This is a genomic window from Chryseobacterium sp. AG844 (genome assembly GCF_003182335.1).
GTDB classification, from domain to species: domain Bacteria; phylum Bacteroidota; class Bacteroidia; order Flavobacteriales; family Weeksellaceae; genus Chryseobacterium; species Chryseobacterium cupriresistens.
In genome coordinates, this window is record NZ_QGTV01000029.1 from 26,361 (window position 1) to 46,809 (window position 20,449).

Annotated in this window: 16 protein-coding genes; 5 read left to right on the plus strand and 11 right to left on the minus strand. The window is 36.2% G+C overall.

Annotated features, from left to right (window positions below):
* The first annotated feature begins 146 nt into the window (after positions 1–146).
* A complete protein-coding gene (locus DEU40_RS20535; RefSeq protein WP_228406585.1) occupies positions 147–377 on the plus strand; it encodes a SymE family type I addiction module toxin in 231 nt (76 codons plus the stop codon).
* A 241-nt stretch (positions 378–618) separates the two neighbouring features.
* Here DEU40_RS20535 and DEU40_RS20540 read toward each other — a convergent pair whose 3' ends face one another.
* Positions 619–1,407, minus strand: coding sequence for an O-methyltransferase (locus tag DEU40_RS20540; RefSeq protein ID WP_110011573.1), 789 nt, complete (start codon positions 1,405–1,407; stop codon positions 619–621).
* Between the two features lie 344 nt (positions 1,408–1,751).
* Here DEU40_RS20540 and DEU40_RS22795 point away from each other — a divergent pair, with 344 nt between their 5' ends.
* Both DEU40_RS22795 and DEU40_RS20545 read left to right on the plus strand, forming a co-directional pair.
* On the plus strand, positions 1,752–1,877 hold the full coding sequence (locus tag DEU40_RS22795) for a hypothetical protein (protein WP_262510410.1): 126 nt from the start codon (positions 1,752–1,754) through the stop codon (positions 1,875–1,877).
* A 32-nt stretch (positions 1,878–1,909) separates the two neighbouring features.
* Positions 1,910–2,692: a YdcF family protein gene (locus DEU40_RS20545; RefSeq protein ID WP_110011574.1), complete on the plus strand. Its 783-nt coding sequence runs from the start codon at positions 1,910–1,912 to the stop codon at positions 2,690–2,692.
* A gap of 322 nt (positions 2,693–3,014) precedes the next feature.
* Here the strand turns inward: DEU40_RS20545 and DEU40_RS20550 are convergent, their stop codons facing one another.
* The 6 genes from DEU40_RS20550 to DEU40_RS22535 all read right to left on the minus strand — a co-directional run bounded on the left by DEU40_RS20550 (position 3,015) and on the right by DEU40_RS22535 (position 12,076).
* Positions 3,015–3,476: a VOC family protein gene (locus tag DEU40_RS20550; protein ID WP_228406586.1), complete on the minus strand. Its 462-nt coding sequence runs from the start codon at positions 3,474–3,476 to the stop codon at positions 3,015–3,017.
* Between the two features lie 727 nt (positions 3,477–4,203).
* Positions 4,204–5,163 carry a DUF6624 domain-containing protein gene (locus DEU40_RS20555; RefSeq protein ID WP_110011575.1) on the minus strand — a complete coding sequence of 320 codons (960 nt, stop codon included), beginning with the start codon at positions 5,161–5,163 and terminating at the stop codon, positions 4,204–4,206.
* Positions 5,164–5,431: 268 nt separating this feature from the next.
* Positions 5,432–7,066, minus strand: a complete 1,635-nt coding sequence (locus tag DEU40_RS20560; RefSeq protein ID WP_110011576.1) for an RNA-directed DNA polymerase — start codon at positions 7,064–7,066, stop codon at positions 5,432–5,434.
* Positions 7,067–7,446: 380 nt separating this feature from the next.
* Positions 7,447–8,940: a BspA family leucine-rich repeat surface protein gene (locus tag DEU40_RS20565; RefSeq protein ID WP_110011577.1), complete on the minus strand. Its 1,494-nt coding sequence runs from the start codon at positions 8,938–8,940 to the stop codon at positions 7,447–7,449.
* 285 nt (positions 8,941–9,225) lie between these two features.
* Complete coding sequence (locus DEU40_RS20570; RefSeq protein WP_110011578.1) at positions 9,226–11,610, minus strand: TonB-dependent receptor; 2,385 nt, start codon at positions 11,608–11,610, stop codon at positions 9,226–9,228.
* Positions 11,611–11,791: 181 nt separating this feature from the next.
* Positions 11,792–12,076 (minus strand): bacteriocin-like protein, encoded by a 285-nt coding sequence (locus DEU40_RS22535; RefSeq protein ID WP_002979306.1) that lies wholly within the window; start codon positions 12,074–12,076, stop codon positions 11,792–11,794.
* 437 nt (positions 12,077–12,513) lie between these two features.
* Here DEU40_RS22535 and DEU40_RS20580 point away from each other — a divergent pair, with 437 nt between their 5' ends.
* Positions 12,514–13,302: an XRE family transcriptional regulator gene (locus tag DEU40_RS20580; protein WP_110011579.1), complete on the plus strand. Its 789-nt coding sequence runs from the start codon at positions 12,514–12,516 to the stop codon at positions 13,300–13,302.
* A gap of 71 nt (positions 13,303–13,373) precedes the next feature.
* Here DEU40_RS20580 and xth read toward each other — a convergent pair whose 3' ends face one another.
* The gene (gene xth / locus DEU40_RS20585; RefSeq protein ID WP_110011580.1) at positions 13,374–14,153 is read right to left on the minus strand and encodes an exodeoxyribonuclease III; all 780 of its coding nucleotides are present in this window, start codon (positions 14,151–14,153) and stop codon (positions 13,374–13,376) included.
* A gap of 189 nt (positions 14,154–14,342) precedes the next feature.
* On the opposite strand from xth, the gene DEU40_RS20590 reads away from it, so the two are divergent.
* On the plus strand, positions 14,343–15,578 hold the full coding sequence (locus tag DEU40_RS20590) for a YaiO family outer membrane beta-barrel protein (RefSeq protein ID WP_110011581.1): 1,236 nt from the start codon (positions 14,343–14,345) through the stop codon (positions 15,576–15,578).
* Here the strand turns inward: DEU40_RS20590 and DEU40_RS20595 are convergent.
* Genes DEU40_RS20595 through DEU40_RS20605 form a run of 3 tightly spaced genes read right to left on the minus strand, consistent with a single transcriptional unit; the run spans position 15,575 to position 20,439 of the window.
* Positions 15,575–19,012 (minus strand): sulfatase-like hydrolase/transferase, encoded by a 3,438-nt coding sequence (locus DEU40_RS20595; RefSeq protein ID WP_110011582.1) that lies wholly within the window; start codon positions 19,010–19,012, stop codon positions 15,575–15,577. The two genes, DEU40_RS20590 and DEU40_RS20595, sit on opposite strands and share 4 nt — an antisense overlap.
* Positions 19,006–20,073, minus strand: a complete 1,068-nt coding sequence (locus DEU40_RS20600; protein ID WP_110011583.1) for a HEAT repeat domain-containing protein — start codon at positions 20,071–20,073, stop codon at positions 19,006–19,008. The genes DEU40_RS20595 and DEU40_RS20600 overlap by 7 nt, the downstream gene beginning before the upstream one ends.
* Before the next feature lie 9 nt (positions 20,074–20,082).
* On the minus strand, positions 20,083–20,439 hold the full coding sequence (locus tag DEU40_RS20605; protein ID WP_110011584.1) for a response regulator transcription factor: 357 nt from the start codon (positions 20,437–20,439) through the stop codon (positions 20,083–20,085).
* Positions 20,440–20,449 lie beyond the last annotated feature (10 nt).

Consider the following 20,449-nt stretch of genomic DNA (forward strand, 5'->3'; position numbering starts at 1 on the left):
ACAAATATAAAGCTTTAGAACAAAAAAATAATGCTCTGTTTTAAAATAAATACTATTCTAAAATATCCGTCTTTCTGAATAAAATATCCTTTATCCGGATGGTTTATCCTTCTTATTATCCCTTCATTTGTTGAAAAATAACAAAGATGAAAAGAAAAAGAAGAATGAACAGCAGCAAATATAATGAACTGCATAATCGTAACCTTACGGTTTTCCTCAAATCGTTTTCAAGAGCGTATGGCAGAATCGTGTACTTTCCCGAAATAAGAATTACAGGAAAGTGGGTACAGCAATGTGGCTTTCAGGCAGGAGATAAGATATTGGTTACCGTAAGCAGGAACCAGATTATTTTGGAAAGGGAAGTGAGCTATGAGTGAAAGTATTGGTTTTAAACCATCAGGAGGCTTAAATTTTTTAAATTAAAGTTTTTTTATTTTGAACCATTAAGATTGTAGGAAGAGGTTAAGAGGATTAAGATTCGTTTCAGCTTTCAATGAGAATGCTTTTGAATGTAGCGGTAAGGCTTCATGAATGTCTTGTGTTCTCTTCATATTCTTAACAGCTTACCGCTTTCTTAATGGTTTTTAAATTAAGTATAGTTTTATCTCATCAATTGCGTTATTTAGCCCTAATGAGCGGAATATATTCTTTTACAAAAATCCCGATATATTTTCCATTATATTCTACAACACAAGTGCTGATATTCATTCGGTTGCAAAAATCCTGATACGCGGAATTGTCTCCGATATCATCACTGATAAACACTCCGCCAGGTCTCAGTTTTTTATAGATCTGATGATACGCCCACATTCTTCCGTGGTAACTTTTATCGGAATCATAGTGGAAAACATCAAATGAAGAAGCCTGTTTGAAAATTTTAGGCAGAGATTCTCTATCGGCAAAACGGAATAACTTCCAGTATTTTTTAAGATGATCAGGAACAACACATCCTGCATACTGATCTCCATTCTGAGCAAGAAAAGGCATATCTGAACTATAGAGTGTGCCGTTTCTTTTTTGAAGCGAAAGCAATATCGCCAGTGAAGACCATCCATAAGCTACTCCGGTTTCAAGAACGTTTTGTGCTTTGGTGAATTCACATGCATAGTAAATAAGCTCCAAGGCACCATGTTCACCCATTTTGACAGGGCATTCTTTTTCTTTTACACCGGCTTTTTGCAGGATATCGGCATAAGCAGATCTGAAATGATCAGCATTGCTGGAGAAAAGTCTGGAGATCACCTCTTCCTGAGAAACGGCTATGGATGCAGCCCAGAAATTTGCTCTGGCTTTTCCTTTGGACGGACTTCTTCTGTTGAATGTGTTTTTGATAATTTTCCTGCCCAGTTCAGGATAAAGAGGGGGCCTTTTAAGATAAGCTACAAATGTTTTGAGGACTGTTGACATTTCACAGATGTTGTATTATAGTTTTCAGCAAATGTACTTTTTTTAAAGGCCATATTGCATTGAGGCAACATTAATTTTAACAGTAAATCTGTTAAGGTTTTGTAATAAATACAGTCCGGAAATTATCGGTGAGATCTCTTCTTGTTTTTAATTGAATAGATCAGTTTGGCTTTCAGTTTATTAAAGTAGAAATCGTTTTTTTATACGTGAGGAAGAATTTTTGTTTTTTCCTTTACAAAAATGCCTTTCCAAGAATATATGGAGTACGGTCATCAAAACGGTGATACTTTTCTGCTTTTTCACTGGGGTAGGTATTTTATTTAACACACTAAAAAGTGTGTTGTATGCAAATGTATAAAATAAATGGAAAAAATCAAAAGAAAATAAGACGAAATCATCCTGATCATATTGACTGGTCTGCTGCTGTAGAAAGTTATACTCAGAAAATTGCTTTATCTTTGGGCTTTTAATGTTTGCAGGTATTAAATAATATTATTTGAAGATGAAGTTTTTATTAGACCTTTTGTTTCGTACGATTCAGCTTTTTACAGAGCCTTATTTCTTAGTATTTCTTGCAGTGGTTATCATTGCACTTTTAAGAAGAAAAAACAAACGTAAAAACCTACGGATAGGAATTGGCATTGTTGCTGTTTTAATGATCATTTTTATAGGGAACGGTTTTCTCGGAAAGTTCACCGCAGAATATCTGCAGAAAAGTTATGTGAATACTATTGCGAATAAAAACAGGACTCCTCAGAATCCTGTTATCGTTGTATTGGGTGGCGGCGTTGTAGATTTTAACCATACAGAAAAACTGCATACATTGTCTTATTCCAGACTGGTGACGGCTTATCAGCTGTATCATGAATACAGGAAAAATAATCTGCCTTGTAAAATAGTCATTTCAGGAAAGGGGAGAGGACATACAAGTGAAGCAGAACTCTTCAGCGAAAATTTTAAAAACATGGGGGTTCCGGATGCTGATATCATCAAAGAAGACAAAAGTATGAATACCTATGAAAATGCAAAATATTCCAGCAAGATCCTTAAACAGATGGCTCCTTCTGATGTCTACCTGGTGACTTCCGGTTTTCATATGAAAAGGTCTGTGGCTTTGTTTCAGACATTTGGAGTAAAACCTGTTCCGCAAGCTTCAGATTTTATAGATACGGAAATTACCTGGTTTCCTAACAGCTATAACGCAGCATTTACTTTTGTGATGCTTAAAGAAGTACTGGGAATATGGCAGGTGCAGCTGTATAACAGTTTGGGATTGAACGGGTAATACATAAACTTATGATATAAACCGGACACTTAAAATTACTTAAGTGTCCGGTTTTATTTTTATAGTAAACGTATGTAAGCTGTACAAAAACCATAAAGTCATAAAACCTATCATTTTTAAACACTTGAGTTCAGAAGTTTAAAATAAAACTTAAACCTTTAAATCATACAAAGTGTTAAATATTAGTCAATTATAAAAAAAGCAATAAAACCTCCCAAATAAGCCGTATTTATCAAGTCAGTAACTATGCTATCTGACTGAAAACAGAGGAGATATACGGGCAAATTGTATTTCAGCCTGATTATTTGGTTTTTGTAAAGGGTTACATAAAAAATACATTAAACTTATGTCCATCCGGATCTGCAAATACAAAACCGTAGTAATTGTCTCCGAAAGTCTCAGGCTCTGAAACAATGGTTCCGCCAGCATTTTTAACTTCTTCAGCCCAATTGTCTACCTGAGTTTTATTTTCTGCAGAAAGGGTAAATATGATTTCGTTGGAGTGGTGGGGATCTCCAAACTTCATACTTTTCAGGTTGTTTTCAATAACAGTTTGTAAGAAAAAGTGAATAATGAATTCATTTCCAGCCATAAAAAAACTTACCAGTTCATTGGATGTGTGTGGATTATTGGGCCTGAAACCCAGTTCAGTATAGAATTTCTGTGTGCGTTCAAGGTCGGTTACGGCCAGATTGGCCCAGATCATTTTAGGTTTCATATCGGTGATATTTTGGTTAGGATAAAGGTATTTTGTTTTTACAGAATAAAAACTGTCATGGGACAAGATTTCGTATTTTTAAGGGGTAAATGAACATTATGGAAACTTTACTTCAGGAATTAGATTCAAATATTAAGAGCGTAAGGGCTGACTTTTATGATGGGTTTCCTTCTAAATTTCCTGTTGGGTAATTTAACATAATATAAAAGGAGTTAAGTTATAATTAATGATCGAAGACCCCTTAAAGACCCTTGTCAAGGTTCAAAACCTTGACAAGGGTTGCGCTCTCTACAACTAATTTTTTCAAATAATTGAACCAGGAAAATTTTTCCTTTATCAGAAATCAGAGAAAAAAGATTTAGGGGAAGTTGTAAAAAGTTCTGAAATAGAATTTTTCGTTTTGTTTTATCCTTACCAAAATTTCAAAGAATTGGATGACGATAAGCCGGAGATTTTAGGTTTACGACAAAGAAGAGTTCCGAGAATTCGTTAAAAGCTATTGGGTAGAAAAAGTTTAAGAATACCGGATTCTCAGACAGTAGTGCTCTATTTCTTTTTTATAATAAAAATCCTATAATTTATATTATGTTAAATTGTATATTATTCTGGTTTCAAAGATTCACAGAACATCTTAGGTTTCATTACTTTGCTCTCCTGATCTTAATATCGGGTTTTTCAGGTAATACACAACTCTATTCAAGATTGTGCTAATTAGAAATGGCGGATTAAAGGATTTTAACACCCTTAATCCGCCATATTATAAACTGCTGTGATCAGAAGTTTTTCTATTGATTTAATTCTTTTTATTTAATTTTTCTAATTCAGGTAAATCTTTTTTGTACTTTTCAACGTCCCAAGCTAAATTCCAGTTTTTAACGTAGTCAGAGATTGGACCCAGGCCAACTTCTGTTCTTCTTTTATCTACATTTTCCGGATCTAGTAAAGGTAAAACATAGTAAGTATTATTACTTTGATTGATTCCTATCTGGCTTCCGTATATTTGTTTTCTGCCTTCCCGGATTTCTATTCTGTCAATTAACAACGCTAAAGAACCGGCACTTGCATTTCCTTTTGTGACAGCTTCTTTCATCATCGGTAGATATTTTTTCTGCGTTTCCAGATCTGAATGCTGAATCACAAGAAATAAGGCACTATTGGCCTGTGCGCCTACTTTGTCTTTACCCACCCAGCCTTTTTCATCTAATATTTTTTTTACTTTTAACAGGTTAAGCGAGTCTTTCTGCATTGTTTTTTTCCAAAGATCATTCATTTCCTTAGATTGCGGACCGAATTTTTTTTGCGTTTCATCCATTTGCATTCTATATTTTTGGTCTTCCTCAAGAATTGCCAGTAATTCAGCCTGCAATGGTTTGTCATAATTGGCTTCTATGACCGCTATTTTCTTTTCTAGCTTTTCAATTGTTTTCCCCCATTCTTTTTTTGAATGTAGATTATCCAAATCAGAATCAGATTTTAAGTGCTTGAGATTGGTCCAGCCTTTATCTATGGATAGGTTCAGCCATTTGAATGCTTGTTTTGTATTTCCTGCCAAGGAAGATGAGCATGCGCCATTATATAAGTGACTTGGATTTTCGCTTTCGATTTTAAAAGCTTTACCATATACATCCGTAGACATTTTATAATCTTTTGCCCTGTATAATTGATCAGCTTCAATTATTAATTTTGAGTATTCCTGAGCATTAGCGCCTGTGAATAAAAATAATAACAACAAAGCATAAATAGTGTTTCTCATTTTTTCTGTATTTAATTCTTAGATTTTAGATGGTTATTATTCTACTAATATAAAATTTATTTTGATGATTAAATTGTTAAGAGATCACAAAAAAGATTTTCATGCTAAGTTTTGGATTAATTGATGAATTTTTTGTTTTTGAAATTCATGTGGATTTACTTTTTCAACTTTTCTGAAGATAAGATTCTAATATGCCTTGCCTCATTTCAACTTTTTTGTATTCATTAGTTGTGTATTATACAATAATTATCCTGTTGAAAGATTGTAATTAAAAAGGGAAATCATCTTCATCATAATATAAATTAAAAGTGTCTTCATCCTCATCTTCATCTTTATCGTTATCAGCATCATATCCATATTTTGATTTACTTATTGCCTCTTTGTGTTTATCAGCCATTAGGCTCATATGCTTTTTAAAATCAATAAATCGAACCCCGTTGGTTACTAACTGTTCAAATTCTGTAGCATACAAACCTGAAAATTTAGCTCCTGTATACCCTGTTGAACGGCCTACTATATTTTGAAGCCAAGTTTCATCTTCTGTTGAAAGATTACTTCCTAACTTAATTGAATTGATGTTATAGCAAAGTCCCTCTTGATAAGCAGCAATTAGAATACTTTTTACAAACGAATTATTTATTTTGCATAATCTTGCTATTAGTGTCTGTGATACTTCAATTTTACATACGAAACTAACCCATAAAAGCCAAACAATTTCATGATGATGTGCGGCTCCAATAGATTTTTCAAGAATGACATGTATTATATTTCCCCATCCAACTTTATCGATTGATTTATTAATTGCTACCCTCTTTGCTAGAAGTAAGCAGAGATAATCTAAACAATGCGGAAAATGAAACAATATTCGTTGAAGCTTAGGTTCAAAATCAGACCAATAGTTTTTATAATACAACTTAAGTTTATCTAATCTTCTAAGAGCTAATTTCATTGGGCTTTGAGAACCTATTGTGTTAGAAATATCAAAAGCCTTATCCAATAAATAATTTATTGTATCGTTCAAGGAACTATAATTTCTATCGGACCGTAATTCCTGAGCCCAAACATCATCAATTGGAAATAAACCAGGTAAAAGCTGTGTTTTAGAGTCATTGACTTGAAGTTCATAATTCTGTAATATATCGCGCAATTCAGACAATACGATGGAGCTATCAAATTCTGATTTAACGCCTAAATAATAGTCATCCACATGCCTTACGCCTCCAATTATTAAATTATCAACTTTCTGTTGAAGTAGATTATCAATGTCACTAACTAAATATTCTGCTATGATTCGAAAAGCATCTGGTCCAACAATCACACCACGCGTTTGACCATTTTGACATTGCTGTATAAACCAATCAAGACTATTGAAATATAATGTTTTAGAAGTCCTAGATGTATCTTTTTTGGCTGCTTCCCTACCATGTGCAGCCCATACTATAGAGTGTGTATAAATACTAGGAAAAAACTGGGCAATATCCGTTTTTAATAGATAAGGCGAATGTTTTATTTGTGAAGACAATTTTGATACTACTTCACTTAAAGAATGAACCAATATAGCTCTATCATCTTCTTCTTTTCCCATTTTGATATTACTAATACCAAAATTTGATTGTTGCAATTTTATATCTATTTCTTTCCAATTTTTATCAATAAAATCGCATAAATTGAAATAAGGTATAGGGTTTACTGCTCCGTAATATCGTCTATTTCCATCGTGTTTTGTACCACTGTATCTTATGTATGCTGAACTCCTTTTATGGTACTGTTTACCTAAGATATCTTTTATCAATCCATTAAAACTTCGGGCTAAATTTGTGCTTACAAAACAAGGAGGTAGAACTTCTGGAAAAAATCCCTTATTTAAAAGAGAGCTTCTAATAATCTTACTTTTTCTAATCATATTAATAAAGTTTTCATGGATATAATTTTAGTTTTTTTAATCATTTAATATCTACAAAAATGTAACTCTTGATATTGGGAACTTCATGATTTTTTCAGGATTTGCGCTTAGGTATTTTATACAGAATTCTCATAATTATCAGCTTACTAATTGTTTCCTCAGTAAACTCTTCGGTTTCCCCCCAGTTTGGCCTCTTACTCTGGCTAATTGCAAACCTTTATAGGTCACTATATTAATTTACACCATTAGTTTGCAGTTGGTTATTCCAGTGTACACAAATATAACACAGTTATTTATATATAAAATGAGGAAAACCATAAAGCTCCAAAATCCGCAGATTTTGGAGCAGGGTTTAAATAGCTAACCTTTCGGCTGTTGTACTATTGCTTGGTGATTTTATGGAAAAAAGTATCACCTTTAAAGATATAGTCTCCTGAAGGATATTCAGTCAGATCGACGGTGTTTTTCCCTTTTCTGAACAATATATTTTTAATGAGGTTACCGTTATTGTCATATAAATAAACATTTTCATCTACTGAGGATTCCACGTTGATCACTCCTGTCGTTGGATTAGGATAGGCGGAAGTTTTTGTTTTTGGGGAAGCTTCTCTTGTTGACAGAAAACAACCTGAAATATAGGAATCTCCGATAATATTAAACCCTTTGCTGATCAGCTGGGCTCTGGCCAGCATCGCTTGCGGTGTAGAATAAACCAATCCTGTTGCATCTATAGTTCCGGACGTTATTGTGGAGTTCGCCCAGGTAGGATTATTATTCAGAGCGATGAGAAAATTGCTGTAATTCGTACATGATAAGCCTGCATTTTTAAATCCGAAATAGATTGTATTCCAGTTGAAGTTCTGCAGCTTGATATTCCACGAAGAAATATCCTGGTCAAAATGGGAAGCACCTGCAAACATATTTAATCCGGCGAAATAATCCGCCTTACTTACATCCCAGTTTCCGATGGGCTGATTGAACGATACTGCATTTTCAAACATATGCTCAAAATCTGTCACTTTACCTTTATTCCAGTTATCAAGGGGCTGATTAAATGCTGCCGCATTATAGAATGTATAGCGGAAATTAGTTGCATTTTCTGTATTCCATGAATTTAATGGCTGATTGAAAGCTGTTGCATCTGCAAACATGGAGGAAAAATCAGTTCCGGACATCGTATTCCAGCCAGAAATATCCTGATTGAAAGAAGATGCAGAAGAAAACATGCTGCTGAAATTCGTTACTTTTGCCGTATCCCAGTTTCCGATATTCTGATTAAACAGCGTCGCTCCGCTGAACATACCGCTCATGTCCGTAATACGGAATGGATTCCAGTAAGAAAATGAAGTATGGCCTGTCAAAGATGAACAGTTAAGGAACATTTGTGATAAACTGGTTATCTGTGTCAAATCAGGAGTATCTGCAGCTGTTACGTTAAGATTGGGACAGTTGGCGAATGCTCTGTCGAATTGCTGAAGCCATGTCGTATTTCCCCACTGGCTGAGTTCTATAAGTTCCTGATTTCCACCCGGAGGAATGATTTCGGTATTGGCCCTGAATCCGTAAAATGATCCGTTACCGCTGGATACTTTTAATTCGTAAGTGGCCTGCAGAGGATCTGGATGGAATGATGGCCCAAAATATATAAGTAAAGGCTCATTGCTGCTAGAGTTTACATTATCAAACATCCCGTTATGCTCAGGATATCCTACTTCGTGCCAGTAAATGGTGTAATCGGTTCCTGTGCCGCCGAATCTTATTGAATGATCAATGACGCCGTTTGCATTGGGTTTCCAGATGGTAGTGAATTCATTCTGCGCATAGGAAATGCAAAATAAAAGGAGAAAAATGATTATTAGTTGTTTTTTACACATAATTTAAAAAAGTTGTTTTAAGGTTAAAATTGGGTTGGGTAAGACAATTAATTTCCCGGGATTCTTTATCTTATCTCTGATACAAAAGTACTGGCGCACAGCGACAAAACTCGTCGTATTAAAATTTTTTCCTTCTTTTTTTTCTTTTTTTTTGATTAATTTTTGTATAAATAAACAAGGTAAAAACCACCAGAAATATTCTGCATCCTAAAAGGTGGTTTTACATGGATAACCTAAAAAAATCTGCAGCTATTAAGTAATAATAACTGCAGAAAACAGATTGATTTATATAGTGATTTTCACACCGGCGGAAATAGTAATTCCGGGAAGCGGACTGAGGAATTTTAACTGAGAGTTCTGAAGTCTGGCTTCAGCATTCAGCAGATTGTTTCCTATGATATAATATTCGAGATCACCTAAACCCAGACTACTGTCCTTATAGGAAATACGGGCATTCAACAGTGAAAATGCGGGCATTGGAAGTTCAGGATTAATATTTTTACCTAAATATTTTTGCCGTAAGTAATGGTCTAAGCTGATATTCACGCTGAAGTTCTCTAGAGTTCCTTCCAGATTGAACCCGAAACGGCTTGTTGGCATATTGGGCATATAATCACCATCACTCCACTTTCTTATGGAGCTGTCGGCAACGCTTATATTTCTTACCAGATCATAATATCCACCTATCTCCCACTTTCCTGCTTTTCCGAGATCTGCTTTATAAGCAGCTTCCGCTTCAATTCCATTGATTTCCGTATCATCGGAGCGCCATTCTTTTACCAGAAAAACTTCTCTGGAAATTCCGGTGTGGGCAAGATAAATATAGTTTTTATAAGAAGTATGATACCAGCTGGCAGATACCCGCAGGTTCTTCAGATTAACTCCGGTCCCGATTTCAACGGTATTGGCTGTTTCCTTATCCAGTGTATCATCACCATTTTCTTCTGTCAGGATCGCAAAATGATTGTTTCCTGAATAAAGCTCATTCACCTCCGGTGCTCTTTCTGAATGGTTGTACTGTACTTTCAGATACCCTTTTTTAAAGAGAGTCCATTGTGCGGAACTATGAAATTGGTGAAGCGTGAAATCTCTGTCACTGAGTTTTCCTCCGGAAAGTCCGCGGCTTCTGACATACTTATTATCTGCTTCTGCCCTGCGTTGTACATGATCGTTTCTGTACCCAAGATCCAGTTGAAGAAAATTAAAATCAAGGTGCTGCATGGTAAAGATTCCAATTTCACGGCTTATATTATTGGGTAAGTATCTTTGGCCTCCGGTGCCTTCCATATCTCTGTATTGTATTTCAAGCCCCGTAGTTCCGGTAAGAAATTGTAATTTCTGCTGGTTGATTTCCAGGCGTCCATTGTGTTGATTCACAGCAAACTGATTGGCGCGGTAACGGTCCAGAAGTTCTGCGTTTTTTGAAAATACTCCCATATAGTTCAGTTTGATGCTTGAAAACGGAGAATGGGTAAACTTGTAACCGGATTCAAACATGGCTTTATGAGATAGGCTTCTGATGTTGATGGGACTATATTCTATTTTGGGTTGTGGTTTTCCATGGCTATGTTTGGGGATTTTAGGGATTGCATATCCCGGGACCCCAAAATAGGAGTAAGAATTCTGATACGCGCCTCCTGCATACAATGATTTTCCGATATAACTGGTTCCGACATAAAATGAATTGCTTTCCGAATGACTGTTGGGAATCTCACCATCTTTTGTTTCCACATAATCTTTGATTCCGTTTACTTCACTTTTATATCGGTCTTTCACGGCATCCTGACCAGGAACATACAAATCGTTTTTCGGGTTGGGATAATATTTACCGTCAGCAGGATTGTAATACGTGGAACTGAATGTATAAAGATCATCCTCAGACAGTTCATACTCTATCATATGATCTTTGGCAAACTGGCTGATATAAGGAAAAAGGCTCTTGTTCAGGACACGTCTCGAATCTACATTGATCTGGCAAAGTGACTGTAAAATACTGTTGAAACCTACAAGCTCAGGATCATAACATCTGTCGTCTTTTGATTTTCCCGGAATTCTGACTATTTCCTGCTTCTGATTGGATGCTCCAACCGTCCAAACCCAGTTTTTAGCAATAATTCCTCTGGCTGAAAAAGCCTGTTTCTGACCACTATTACTGCCTCCTTCAAGGAGTCCTTTGAAATTTATCTTTTTTTCAGGAAGCTGTCTGGCAATATAATCTGTTTCAATATCTACAGCTCCTCCAATAGCTTTTCCACCATACAAAACCGATGCAGAATTTTTGTAAACAATGATATTCTGAACACTGTTCATTTCGATATCCGTATTAAAATCCGGGCTTATTCCCGAAAGGTCATTCACGGCCATTCCGTTTTCCAGTATTTTTACCCGGTTTCCGCTTAAGCTTCTGATAACGGGAGCTCCGGAATTCGGTCCATATCCCGAATTTTGAATTCCGGGAATTTTACTCAATGTTTCTCCCAGTGTATTGGATTGAATGAAATCCAGTTTTTTTCTTGAAATATTGGCAGCGTTATAATTTGTTTTTCCCTGTACCTGAATGGACTCTATGTCTTTTACCGTTCTTTTTTCGGGGGTAATTTTCTGCGCTTTCAGAAGTGATGACGAACAAATAAGTGAGCTGCCTGCCAAAAAATAAAAGGTCCTTTTCATGTGCATATACTTTAATGATCCGGCAAAGCTAGAAAATTAAATTTATTAATGCAACATTGTTGCTTTATTGCGGTTTATCAAAAGCTATTTAATAAATCTAAGTCACTGAAAAGGAATGATATGATAAGAAAAAAACCGCCCTGAAAAGAGCGGTCTGTTTTTTACATGTAATGCTTTCTGACTAGCAAGTTGATCCGCACTCAAGTAATTTGATGTGGATTACACCATTAACAACACATTGTGTCTGGCATAAAGCGTTAGTTACAACAGTGCTTACACCGCCAACTACTCCACCTACTGTAGATCCTACGCCTGTAACTACGCCACCAACGATAGTACCTACACCGCCTACTACACCACCAACTACTCCTCCTAGTCCACCTAGAAGTCCGCCGATTGGATCTAGTAATCCGTTACCTGAAATAGCTTTTAATTCGTTTCTGTCCAATTTTTTTAAGTTTTTCATAACTATAATTTTATATGATTATTACATCACGAATATATGAATAATAATAATAAAATTGCAAATTATTTTAAATAAATTAATTATATGTTTATATTATTTAATATTTCATTAATATAAATACAAATAATTGATAATATTATTTTCACTTATATGTGATTGATTTTCTAAAAGTTAAAAAACATAACTCAATTTATGGAGTTTGGAGTTATTATTTTTGCATTAAATCTTAATTATTAATATTTATTTTTCAATGTTGGAAAAACCGTTTACAAAGAGCTGTAACAGGTAAAATGGATAAGCTGAAATACCTGGATTTCCTTATTTTAGATAAAAAATAAAAAAACATCGATGAAATTTGTACTCTTATCGGGTAAAACCCACTTGGGTTGATTGATAAAGGAATCAAATTTTGTATTTTTGCTGACATACTTATATCAATGTCAGTTTTTTCAAATAATATACGCTTTTTAAGAGCCAGGAGAAAGCTCTCCCAGCAAAATGTAGCCGATGAACTCATGATTTCAAGAGTCCGGTATTCAAAATATGAAAACGGAATTTCTGAACCTCCAATTGAGCTGCTGGTAAAAATTTCAAAATATTTCCATGTGAGTATTGATCTTATGCTTTCAGTAGATATTGAGAAGCATCCGATAGATGAAATGTTAAAGCTTCCGGATAACAGAATCGTTCTTCCGGTAGCAGTGGATACTCATGGAAATGATACCATAGAAATTATTCCTCAGAAGGCATCAATGGGATATCTGGAAGGTTATAGCGATATAGAATACATTGAAAGTCTTCAGCGTATTGCTCTTCCTTTTCTTACCAATGGTAAATACAGGGCTTTTCCTGCGGATGGTGATTCTATGCCTCCTTTCAGAAGCGGATCTTATATTGTAGGAAAATATGTAGAAGGAATTAATGAACTGAAACCAGGCAAAACCTATGTTTTTGTTACTTTAAATGATGGAATTACCTACAAGCGTTTTAAAGAAAGAAAGGAAAATGCAATTTGCGTAAGTGCTGATAATTCATTTTATGAGCCTTATGATATCCCTTTTGAAGAAGTAGTGGAAATCTGGCAGTATGCTTCAGGAATTTTCCCGGAAGATTTCGAGCCGGGTGATTATGAAAGCTACAATTTTAAAGAGATGTTCCGTGAACTGAGACAGGATATCAGGGATCTTGACAAAAAGGTTTCAGGCCGCCGCCGCAAGCAATCTTAATAGTTAAAATAGATATCATATAAAGACTCCTGGTTTTATACCGGGAGTCTTTTATATATGGACTTCAGTTATCAGGGATGATCCGAAAGTTCAATCCAAACCGGAGCGTGATCGCTGCTTTTTTCCCAACCCCGTACATGTGTGTCTACTCCACCGGATGATAATCTCGGCCGAAGATAAGGACTTAATAAAATATGATCCAGCCTCATTCCTGCATTGCGGTCGTAGGCTTTGTATAAATAATCCCAGAATGTATAGATTTTCTCATCAGGATAAAGACTTCGCAGAGAATCCAGCCAGCCTTTTTTCTGAAGTTCTTTAAATGCTTTTCTTACTTCTGTTCTGTATAAGGCATCATTTTCCCAGCGCTCAGGTTTATAAACGTCGACAGGTTCCGGAATAATGTTGAAATCGCCGATAAGGATGGCGGGAAGTTCCATTTTGATAAGCTGATTGGTTCGTCTTTTAAAACGTTTGAGCCACGATAATTTATAATCAAATTTAGGCCCCGGATAAGGATTTCCATTGGGAAGATACAGGCAGCAGATGACCATTTGATCTATAATCGCTTCTATATATCGGCTTTGAACATCTTCTGCGTTACCTGGCAAAGATCTTTGTACTTCAGTTATTTCTTTATTTTTGGCCAATATGGCTACTCCGTTCCAGCTTTTCTGCCCTTTCCATATCGCCTGATATCCTGCTTTATTGATTTCCTGTATAGGGAAACGCTCCTGTGGGGTCTTTAGCTCCTGAAGGCAGACGATGTCTGGTGAAGCTTCCTTCAGCCACTTCAGTAAAACAGGAAGCCGGCCATTGATTCCGTTAACATTATAGGTTGCTATTTTCATGAGGAAGGTTTTTAGAAAATAAATTATTTTCAATTACGACAATAATTATTCCATCATAAATATCTGTTATTTGATATTTTGTGGAAGAATAATCTTAAAAAGATAAGTTTTGGTGAATAATCTCTGGGTAGAGAGATAAAAGTTCAATATATTTGTGTTAAAGATGTAGCTCATTAATAATAAACTTCGATGAAAAGATATCCGACCTTTTTATTAGCATTACTTTTTCCCATTACCATGTATAGCCAGCAGAATCTTACTGCTGATGAACTGTTTGTTAAAGCCCGCACCACCGCTTTTGAACAGAAAGATTATACTACATCTATTGCCCTGGCAAAAGAGGCGTTGGCAAAAGCTCCCAATTATACCGATATTTCTGTTTTTTTGGGAAGGTTATATACCTGGAATAAAGATATTGAAGCGGCAAGAGCTGTGTTTGAAGATCTCGGAAAAAGAGAGGTTCAGGATGAAGATTATTTTCTGGCGTATGCTTCATTGGAATACTGGAATGATCAGAATACAAAGGCAATTGAAATTATAGATAAAGGACTTTCTTATCATTCAAAATCTGAGGCATTACTGCTGCTAAAGGCAAAAGTATATTTTGGAATGGATAATTATGAAGAAGCTGACAAAGCGGTAACCACTCTATTATCTATTAATCCCAAAAATACAGAAGCGAGGGCTCTTGCAGTAAGAATCAAGGATCTGTCTTCTAAAAATGCTATTGGAATTATTTACAACTATTCCCATTTTGACAAGCAGTTTGATGATGACTGGCATATTGTGGGAGTAAGTTACAAAAGAATTACATCTATTGGTTCTGTAATCCTTCGTGGCAATTATGCCAATAAGTTTGCACAAGGCGGAACACAGATTGAGCTGGAAGCGTATCCAAGACTTTCCAAAATGTTCTATTTATATGTTGGCGGAGGATATTCTGATGATGTAGGTCTGTTTCCGAAATACCGTACCGGAGTTTCCCTGAATGCCAATCTTCCTCATAGTTTTGAGGCAGAGCTGGGTTACCGTCAGCTTCATTTCAGCAACAATATCTGGATGTATACTGCGGCTGTAGGAAAATATTATAAAAATTTCTGGTTCAACCTTCGTACTTATATCACACCTGACAGTAAAAATATTTCACATTCTTATACCGGAACGGTGAGATATTACACAAAAGGCGCTCAGGATTATGTTGCCTTTCAGATCGGAACCGGGATAAGCCCGGAAGAATACCGAAATAACCTTCTGGAAAATGAAACCTTTAAGCTTAAAACCTTTAAAATAGGTGCTGAGTATAATTTCTCTTACCGTTCTGTCAATCTTTTTTCTTTAGGAACCATGTATTATAACCAGGAATTCCGTCCTGGTGAGAGAGGAAATCAGTTTGACATTACCTTAGGTTACACCCGGAAGTTTTAAAACTTTGACCTTGTTTTTTTCTTAAAATTAACCATTACCGAATCCGGCATCAGTTTCTTTGTGGAATAAAACCGGACATTCATGCTTTTATACTGATTGAACCGGGTATTGATCTTGTTCAGGGATGCTGCATCATTGGAATTATCTTCCTCCATGTTCTTAAGGGTGAAAAGCTGCCGGTCATGGATATAATATTTCTCAGAAACAAAATCGATAAGCTGGTTTTTACTTTGCATCATAGGGATTCCGGCCTTGCTGATTTCAGAATCTGCAGAAAAGCCACGTCCTACCCATGTAACGGTAGAAGGTGTTTTGATTTGATAATTATTTCTGTAGTACGCCAGAATCGAAGGCGCAATATCAAAATGACTTACCGTTTTATAGAATCGCTTTGATTCTTTTAATAACGGAGAATAGATTAATAATGGCACATGGAATCTGTCAATTTTAGACTGCAATGTAATTTCAGGCATACTGTGATCTCCTGTAATGATGAAAATGGTGTTTTTGAAGTCCGGTCGTTTGCTGTAACTTTCAAAAAAAACTTTAATAGCATCATCTGCATTCAATACCGAAATGAGCTGATTTTTGTGGGCAGATGCCCATTTTTTCTGTTCAGGAGTCAAAATTCCTGAATTAAGCCTTTGATTGTACAGCTTTTCATAATAATCTTTATTGTTGATTAAAAAAGGATTATGTGTGGAAAGTGTAAGAATCATATTGAAATAAGGCTGATTCTGGGGTTTTTGTTGCTGCAGCATTTTACTTAAAACAGCCTGGTCTTCATATCCCCAGCTCTCTCCGTTGTTGGCAGGAAGCTTACGGTAAGGGCTGCTGAAGGAAGCCTGGTCTATAATATGATCTGCACCGCTGTACTCAAGAAACTCACGGTAGCGGTCAAATGATGCATGACCTCCGTAATAAAATCCTGTTTCAAAACCGTTTGCTTTAAGGATATTATAAAGATTGAAATTCTCCGGTGTTTTTTCTATTTCAAGAAAGCCGTTCTTACCAAAGGGAAGAGATCCCGTTAATGATGGTAATGCTCCGAATGTTCTTCCTGCTGAGCTTAAACTGTTTTCCCAATACAATCCTTTATGGGATAAAGAATCAAGATAAGGAGTGAAGTTTCCGATATATCCTTTTGGGGAAGTATACGCATGTCCGAAACCTTCCATCACAAGAAAAACAAGATTGGGAACTTTCTCAGATCGATTAAAGTAAGAACCTAAAAAATCCGGTGTGTTTTCTTTTCTCCAGAACGGATAGTTTTTATCAATCATTTCTGCATTGGCAGTAAAATCTTCATTTTCACCCAGCAATTCAGTGAGTTCCGGATGGTCGCTGATAAAATTGTCTTTATTGGATTTAAAAAAATAAGCCCATTTACTTTTTGCTGCATTTTGATTAAACTCACTTTCGGAACTCAAAATCTTTGCTCCCACTACATTGGAAGGAATAAAAAATGCTGTTAACCCGAAAATCAATAGTATTATTCCCGGATAGATTGATTTTAAAGCTCCTTTTCCTGCAATCCACAAAGGAATCAAGGATCCCACGATTAAAATTCCCAGCAATGCAAAGTTTTTGAAGTTCAGCATTCCGCTTGCCTGCAAAATCTGCTTCATCTCTTCTTTGCTGTAGTATAAAAGGTCGGCACCCAAAACATTGCGGGTTTCAGAAAAATACAGGAACAAAATATATTGAGTAACTGCTACAATAACCAGGGTGATTATTCCCAGAATTTTTGCCCATCCTTCTTTAACAAAATTAATAATCAGATATATAATTCCGACACAGAATGTCAGTTGAAGCGCAAATAAAATGTTTTCTAAGAAAAGATGACCAATAATGGCTGATGTTTCAAATTTTGGAAAAGTATATTTGTACCACAGTGATTCTGCGGTTATTCCTAATAAAAATAAGGCAAAGAAAGCCAATGCCAGCATTCCCCATTTTTTAAGTCCTGCCTGAAGAATGGCATATATCCTTTCTTTCAGCGGTAAATGCTGTGTGCTTTGATTGAAGCCCTGTCTTGTCATTTCACCCCAGCCATGGGATTTTTTGAAATAATCTATAAATCCGTTAACGCCTGCTTTTACGACAATAGGATGAAAATAAAAAGGTTCGGAAAAAGCGGTAAAAATTAGTCTAAGGAAGTCTTTCCTTTTGGTATAAACCTGATGGCTGACAAGATCCACCAATATCGCATAGATGGAATAGAGGAATCCCATTGAGATGACGAGGGCAAACAAGATCAGAAAGAAGGGCCAGTTGATAATCCCAAGCAATAAAAAGATGATAAAGATAATATACCCTGAAAATTCGATGAGCGGCCCCAGAAATTCAAAGAAGAACCAGTAAGGAAGACTGATCATTCCTAATTTTTTATATTTCGGATTGAACATGAGTTTTCTGTGTTTCCACAGAGTTTCCATGGTTCCGCGCATCCATCGGTTTCGTTGTTTTCTGAGAATATCTTTAGATTCCGGAACTTCTGTCCAGCATAGCGGATCCGGAATGGTAAGTACTTCGTAAGGCTCATTCTTTTCCTCCATATACTTTCTCATTCTTACCACCAGCTCCATGTCCTCTCCCACTGTGTTTTTATCATAGCCACCGCAGGCCAGTACAATTTTCCGGTCAAAGACTCCAAAAGCCCCGGAGATCAGGATCAGTCCTGATGCTCTGGACCATGCCATACGTCCCAGTACAAAAGCCCGGATATATTCCAATGCCTGTGTTCTTCCCAGTAGGGTTGTCGGCATATTGACACTTACTACTTTTCCGTTTTCAATGACACAGTTGTTGGCCAGACGAATCACTCCACCGCAGGCAATAAACTTTTTATCAGTCTGCTCCAGCATTGGTTTTGCGAGTTTTAAAATCGAATCCTGCTCGAGAATACAGTCAACATCAATACAGACCAGATAGTCTCCGGAAGAAATATTGACTCCAACATTTAAGGCATCGGCTTTTCCTCCGTTTTCTTTATCAACAACAATCAGTTTTTTGAAGGCCGGATTTTTACTTTTATAAACTCCTCTTACCGCATTGGTTTCAATTTTTCCCTGAATAAAATAAGCTACAGACTCAAGTTCGTAAGCCTCAATCAGCTTTTGCATGGAATCATCTTTACTTCCGTCATTTACAATGATAATTTCCAGATTATGATAGTAAAGGGATAACAGTGAACGTACATTTTCTACAATGGTCATTCCTTCATTATATGCCGGAGCTATAACGCTGAATACCGGAGCATTGGGATTGGCCGCAATAATGCTGTAGTCTGTAAATGTATTTTCTTTTTTATAACGTAATACAGCGCCAAGCGCATAAATTCCTATCCAGCCATAGATAAGGGCTACTGCTGTTCCGTAAATCAGAAACAGCCAGATAACAACTTCATAGATGATGTGTGAGAATTCTAACATGCTTTTTCCTGTAATGCGTATTTAATAATTTGAATTAATTCTTCAGGAGAGGTTTCCTTTTGGGATATCTCTTTCAGTAATTCCTGTTTCTCCAATGCACATAAAGCTTCTGCTGCATATACTTTTATCCCTGAATCCGGATTTTCCAATAACTGATCTTTCAGAAAATCCGTACTGTACTGGTCTTTTGACTTTTTCATGACTTTGAGAATCTCTTTCTGTACTTCAGCTGGCTGATGGGGATAGATTTCCATAAGATCAGCGATTGTTGAAGAATTTTCCAGCGATAATAAAGTTTGCACCGCCTGAACCCGTACATCAGCAGATGGATGATTCAACAAATCAGTAACTGTTGGATAAAGTGATAATATCTGAAATTTTCTTAAGAGTTTAAGGGTAAAAATAACTACGGATTCATTAGAGCTTTCCATCCAGCTTTTAATGCTGTCTCGGGAATTCTCCGGAATATGTGTTACGGAAATAAGCAGACGAAGCTGCTGCCATTCTGATATTTTGGAGGAAATGCTGTTCAGGAAATGAAGACCTTCAAACCCCTTAAAGTTAACCATCGCATATTGTGCTTCCTGATACACCTGTGGGGAGCGATGGGTTAAAAATGTGGAAATTTTTGGCAACGCTTCCTGTACTTGCATGGCGGTAAGTTCCTGTATTCCTCCTGCGATGATATGTTCCTTCTTTTGATTGAGTTTTTTCAATGCTTCTTCCTGAAGATCATACTCCTGAAATAAATCTTTAAGTTTATTCTGTGCTGCTCCGGAAAATTTTTTCTCAGATTCTGCCAGTTTCTGAAGAAACAGATTTCTGAATGAAGCACTACCAGATGCTGATGAAAAGTTAGTGTCTGCAGCCAATTCTTCTTCACCATATACAATTACTTCTGAGATCTTTTTATTGATTACTTCAGACCATCTGAAAACCCGGATAGATTCTCTGTACTGATAAAAGCTGTAGATCAGTACAACGATGATCAGTAAAAGTACTAAAGATAGCATTCCCAGAAAAACAAGAAAGAGAAAATGCACAGAAGTGGTGAGAAACATGGTTGTCGTTTATTTTGAAGAAAATCTTTTTATTCTTAGTATCAATTCATTGGGACTGAATGGTTTTACAATAAAATCGGCTGCACCCAAATCGAAGGCATTCAGTACTACTTCCTCCTGTCCCATGCTGGAAAGCATGATTACCGGTATCTGCTTGCCCATGGTTTTAATGGCAGAAAGTATTTCAATTCCGGAAGCAAAAGGCATCATAATATCTGTTATGGCAAGATCTACTTCCCTGGTTTTAAGGGTTTCAATAGCGTCTTTCCCGTTGCGGGTCAGGATCACTTCGTGCCCTTCTTTTAATAATTTGTGTTCAATCGTTTTTAGAATCAGTTCGTCGTCTTCGGCGATTAGAATCAGCATAATTTTGGTT

Bases quoted from the DNA above. Each gene is read 5' to 3' on its own strand.
- DEU40_RS20595 (WP_110011582.1), bottom strand. From the start codon at position 19,012: ATGTTAGAATTCTCACACATCATCTATGAAGTTGTTATCTGGCTGTTT.
- DEU40_RS20600 (WP_110011583.1), bottom strand. From the start codon at position 20,073: ATGTTTCTCACCACTTCTGTGCATTTTCTCTTTCTTGTTTTTCTGGGA.
- DEU40_RS20605 (WP_110011584.1), bottom strand. From the start codon at position 20,439: ATGCTGATTCTAATCGCCGAAGACGACGAACTGATTCTAAAAACGATT.
- DEU40_RS20590 (WP_110011581.1), top strand. From the start codon at position 14,343: ATGAAAAGATATCCGACCTTTTTATTAGCATTACTTTTTCCCATTACC.
- DEU40_RS20565 (WP_110011577.1), bottom strand. From the start codon at position 8,940: ATGTGTAAAAAACAACTAATAATCATTTTTCTCCTTTTATTTTGCATT.
- DEU40_RS22795 (WP_262510410.1), top strand. From the start codon at position 1,752: ATGCAAATGTATAAAATAAATGGAAAAAATCAAAAGAAAATAAGACGA.
- xth (WP_110011580.1), bottom strand. From the start codon at position 14,153: ATGAAAATAGCAACCTATAATGTTAACGGAATCAATGGCCGGCTTCCT.
- DEU40_RS20540 (WP_110011573.1), bottom strand. From the start codon at position 1,407: ATGTCAACAGTCCTCAAAACATTTGTAGCTTATCTTAAAAGGCCCCCT.
- DEU40_RS20570 (WP_110011578.1), bottom strand. From the start codon at position 11,610: ATGAAAAGGACCTTTTATTTTTTGGCAGGCAGCTCACTTATTTGTTCG.
- DEU40_RS20535 (WP_228406585.1), top strand. From the start codon at position 147: ATGAAAAGAAAAAGAAGAATGAACAGCAGCAAATATAATGAACTGCAT.
- DEU40_RS20560 (WP_110011576.1), bottom strand. From the start codon at position 7,066: ATGATTAGAAAAAGTAAGATTATTAGAAGCTCTCTTTTAAATAAGGGA.
- DEU40_RS20555 (WP_110011575.1), bottom strand. From the start codon at position 5,163: ATGAGAAACACTATTTATGCTTTGTTGTTATTATTTTTATTCACAGGC.
- DEU40_RS20580 (WP_110011579.1), top strand. From the start codon at position 12,514: ATGTCAGTTTTTTCAAATAATATACGCTTTTTAAGAGCCAGGAGAAAG.
- DEU40_RS20545 (WP_110011574.1), top strand. From the start codon at position 1,910: ATGAAGTTTTTATTAGACCTTTTGTTTCGTACGATTCAGCTTTTTACA.
- DEU40_RS22535 (WP_002979306.1), bottom strand. From the start codon at position 12,076: ATGAAAAACTTAAAAAAATTGGACAGAAACGAATTAAAAGCTATTTCA.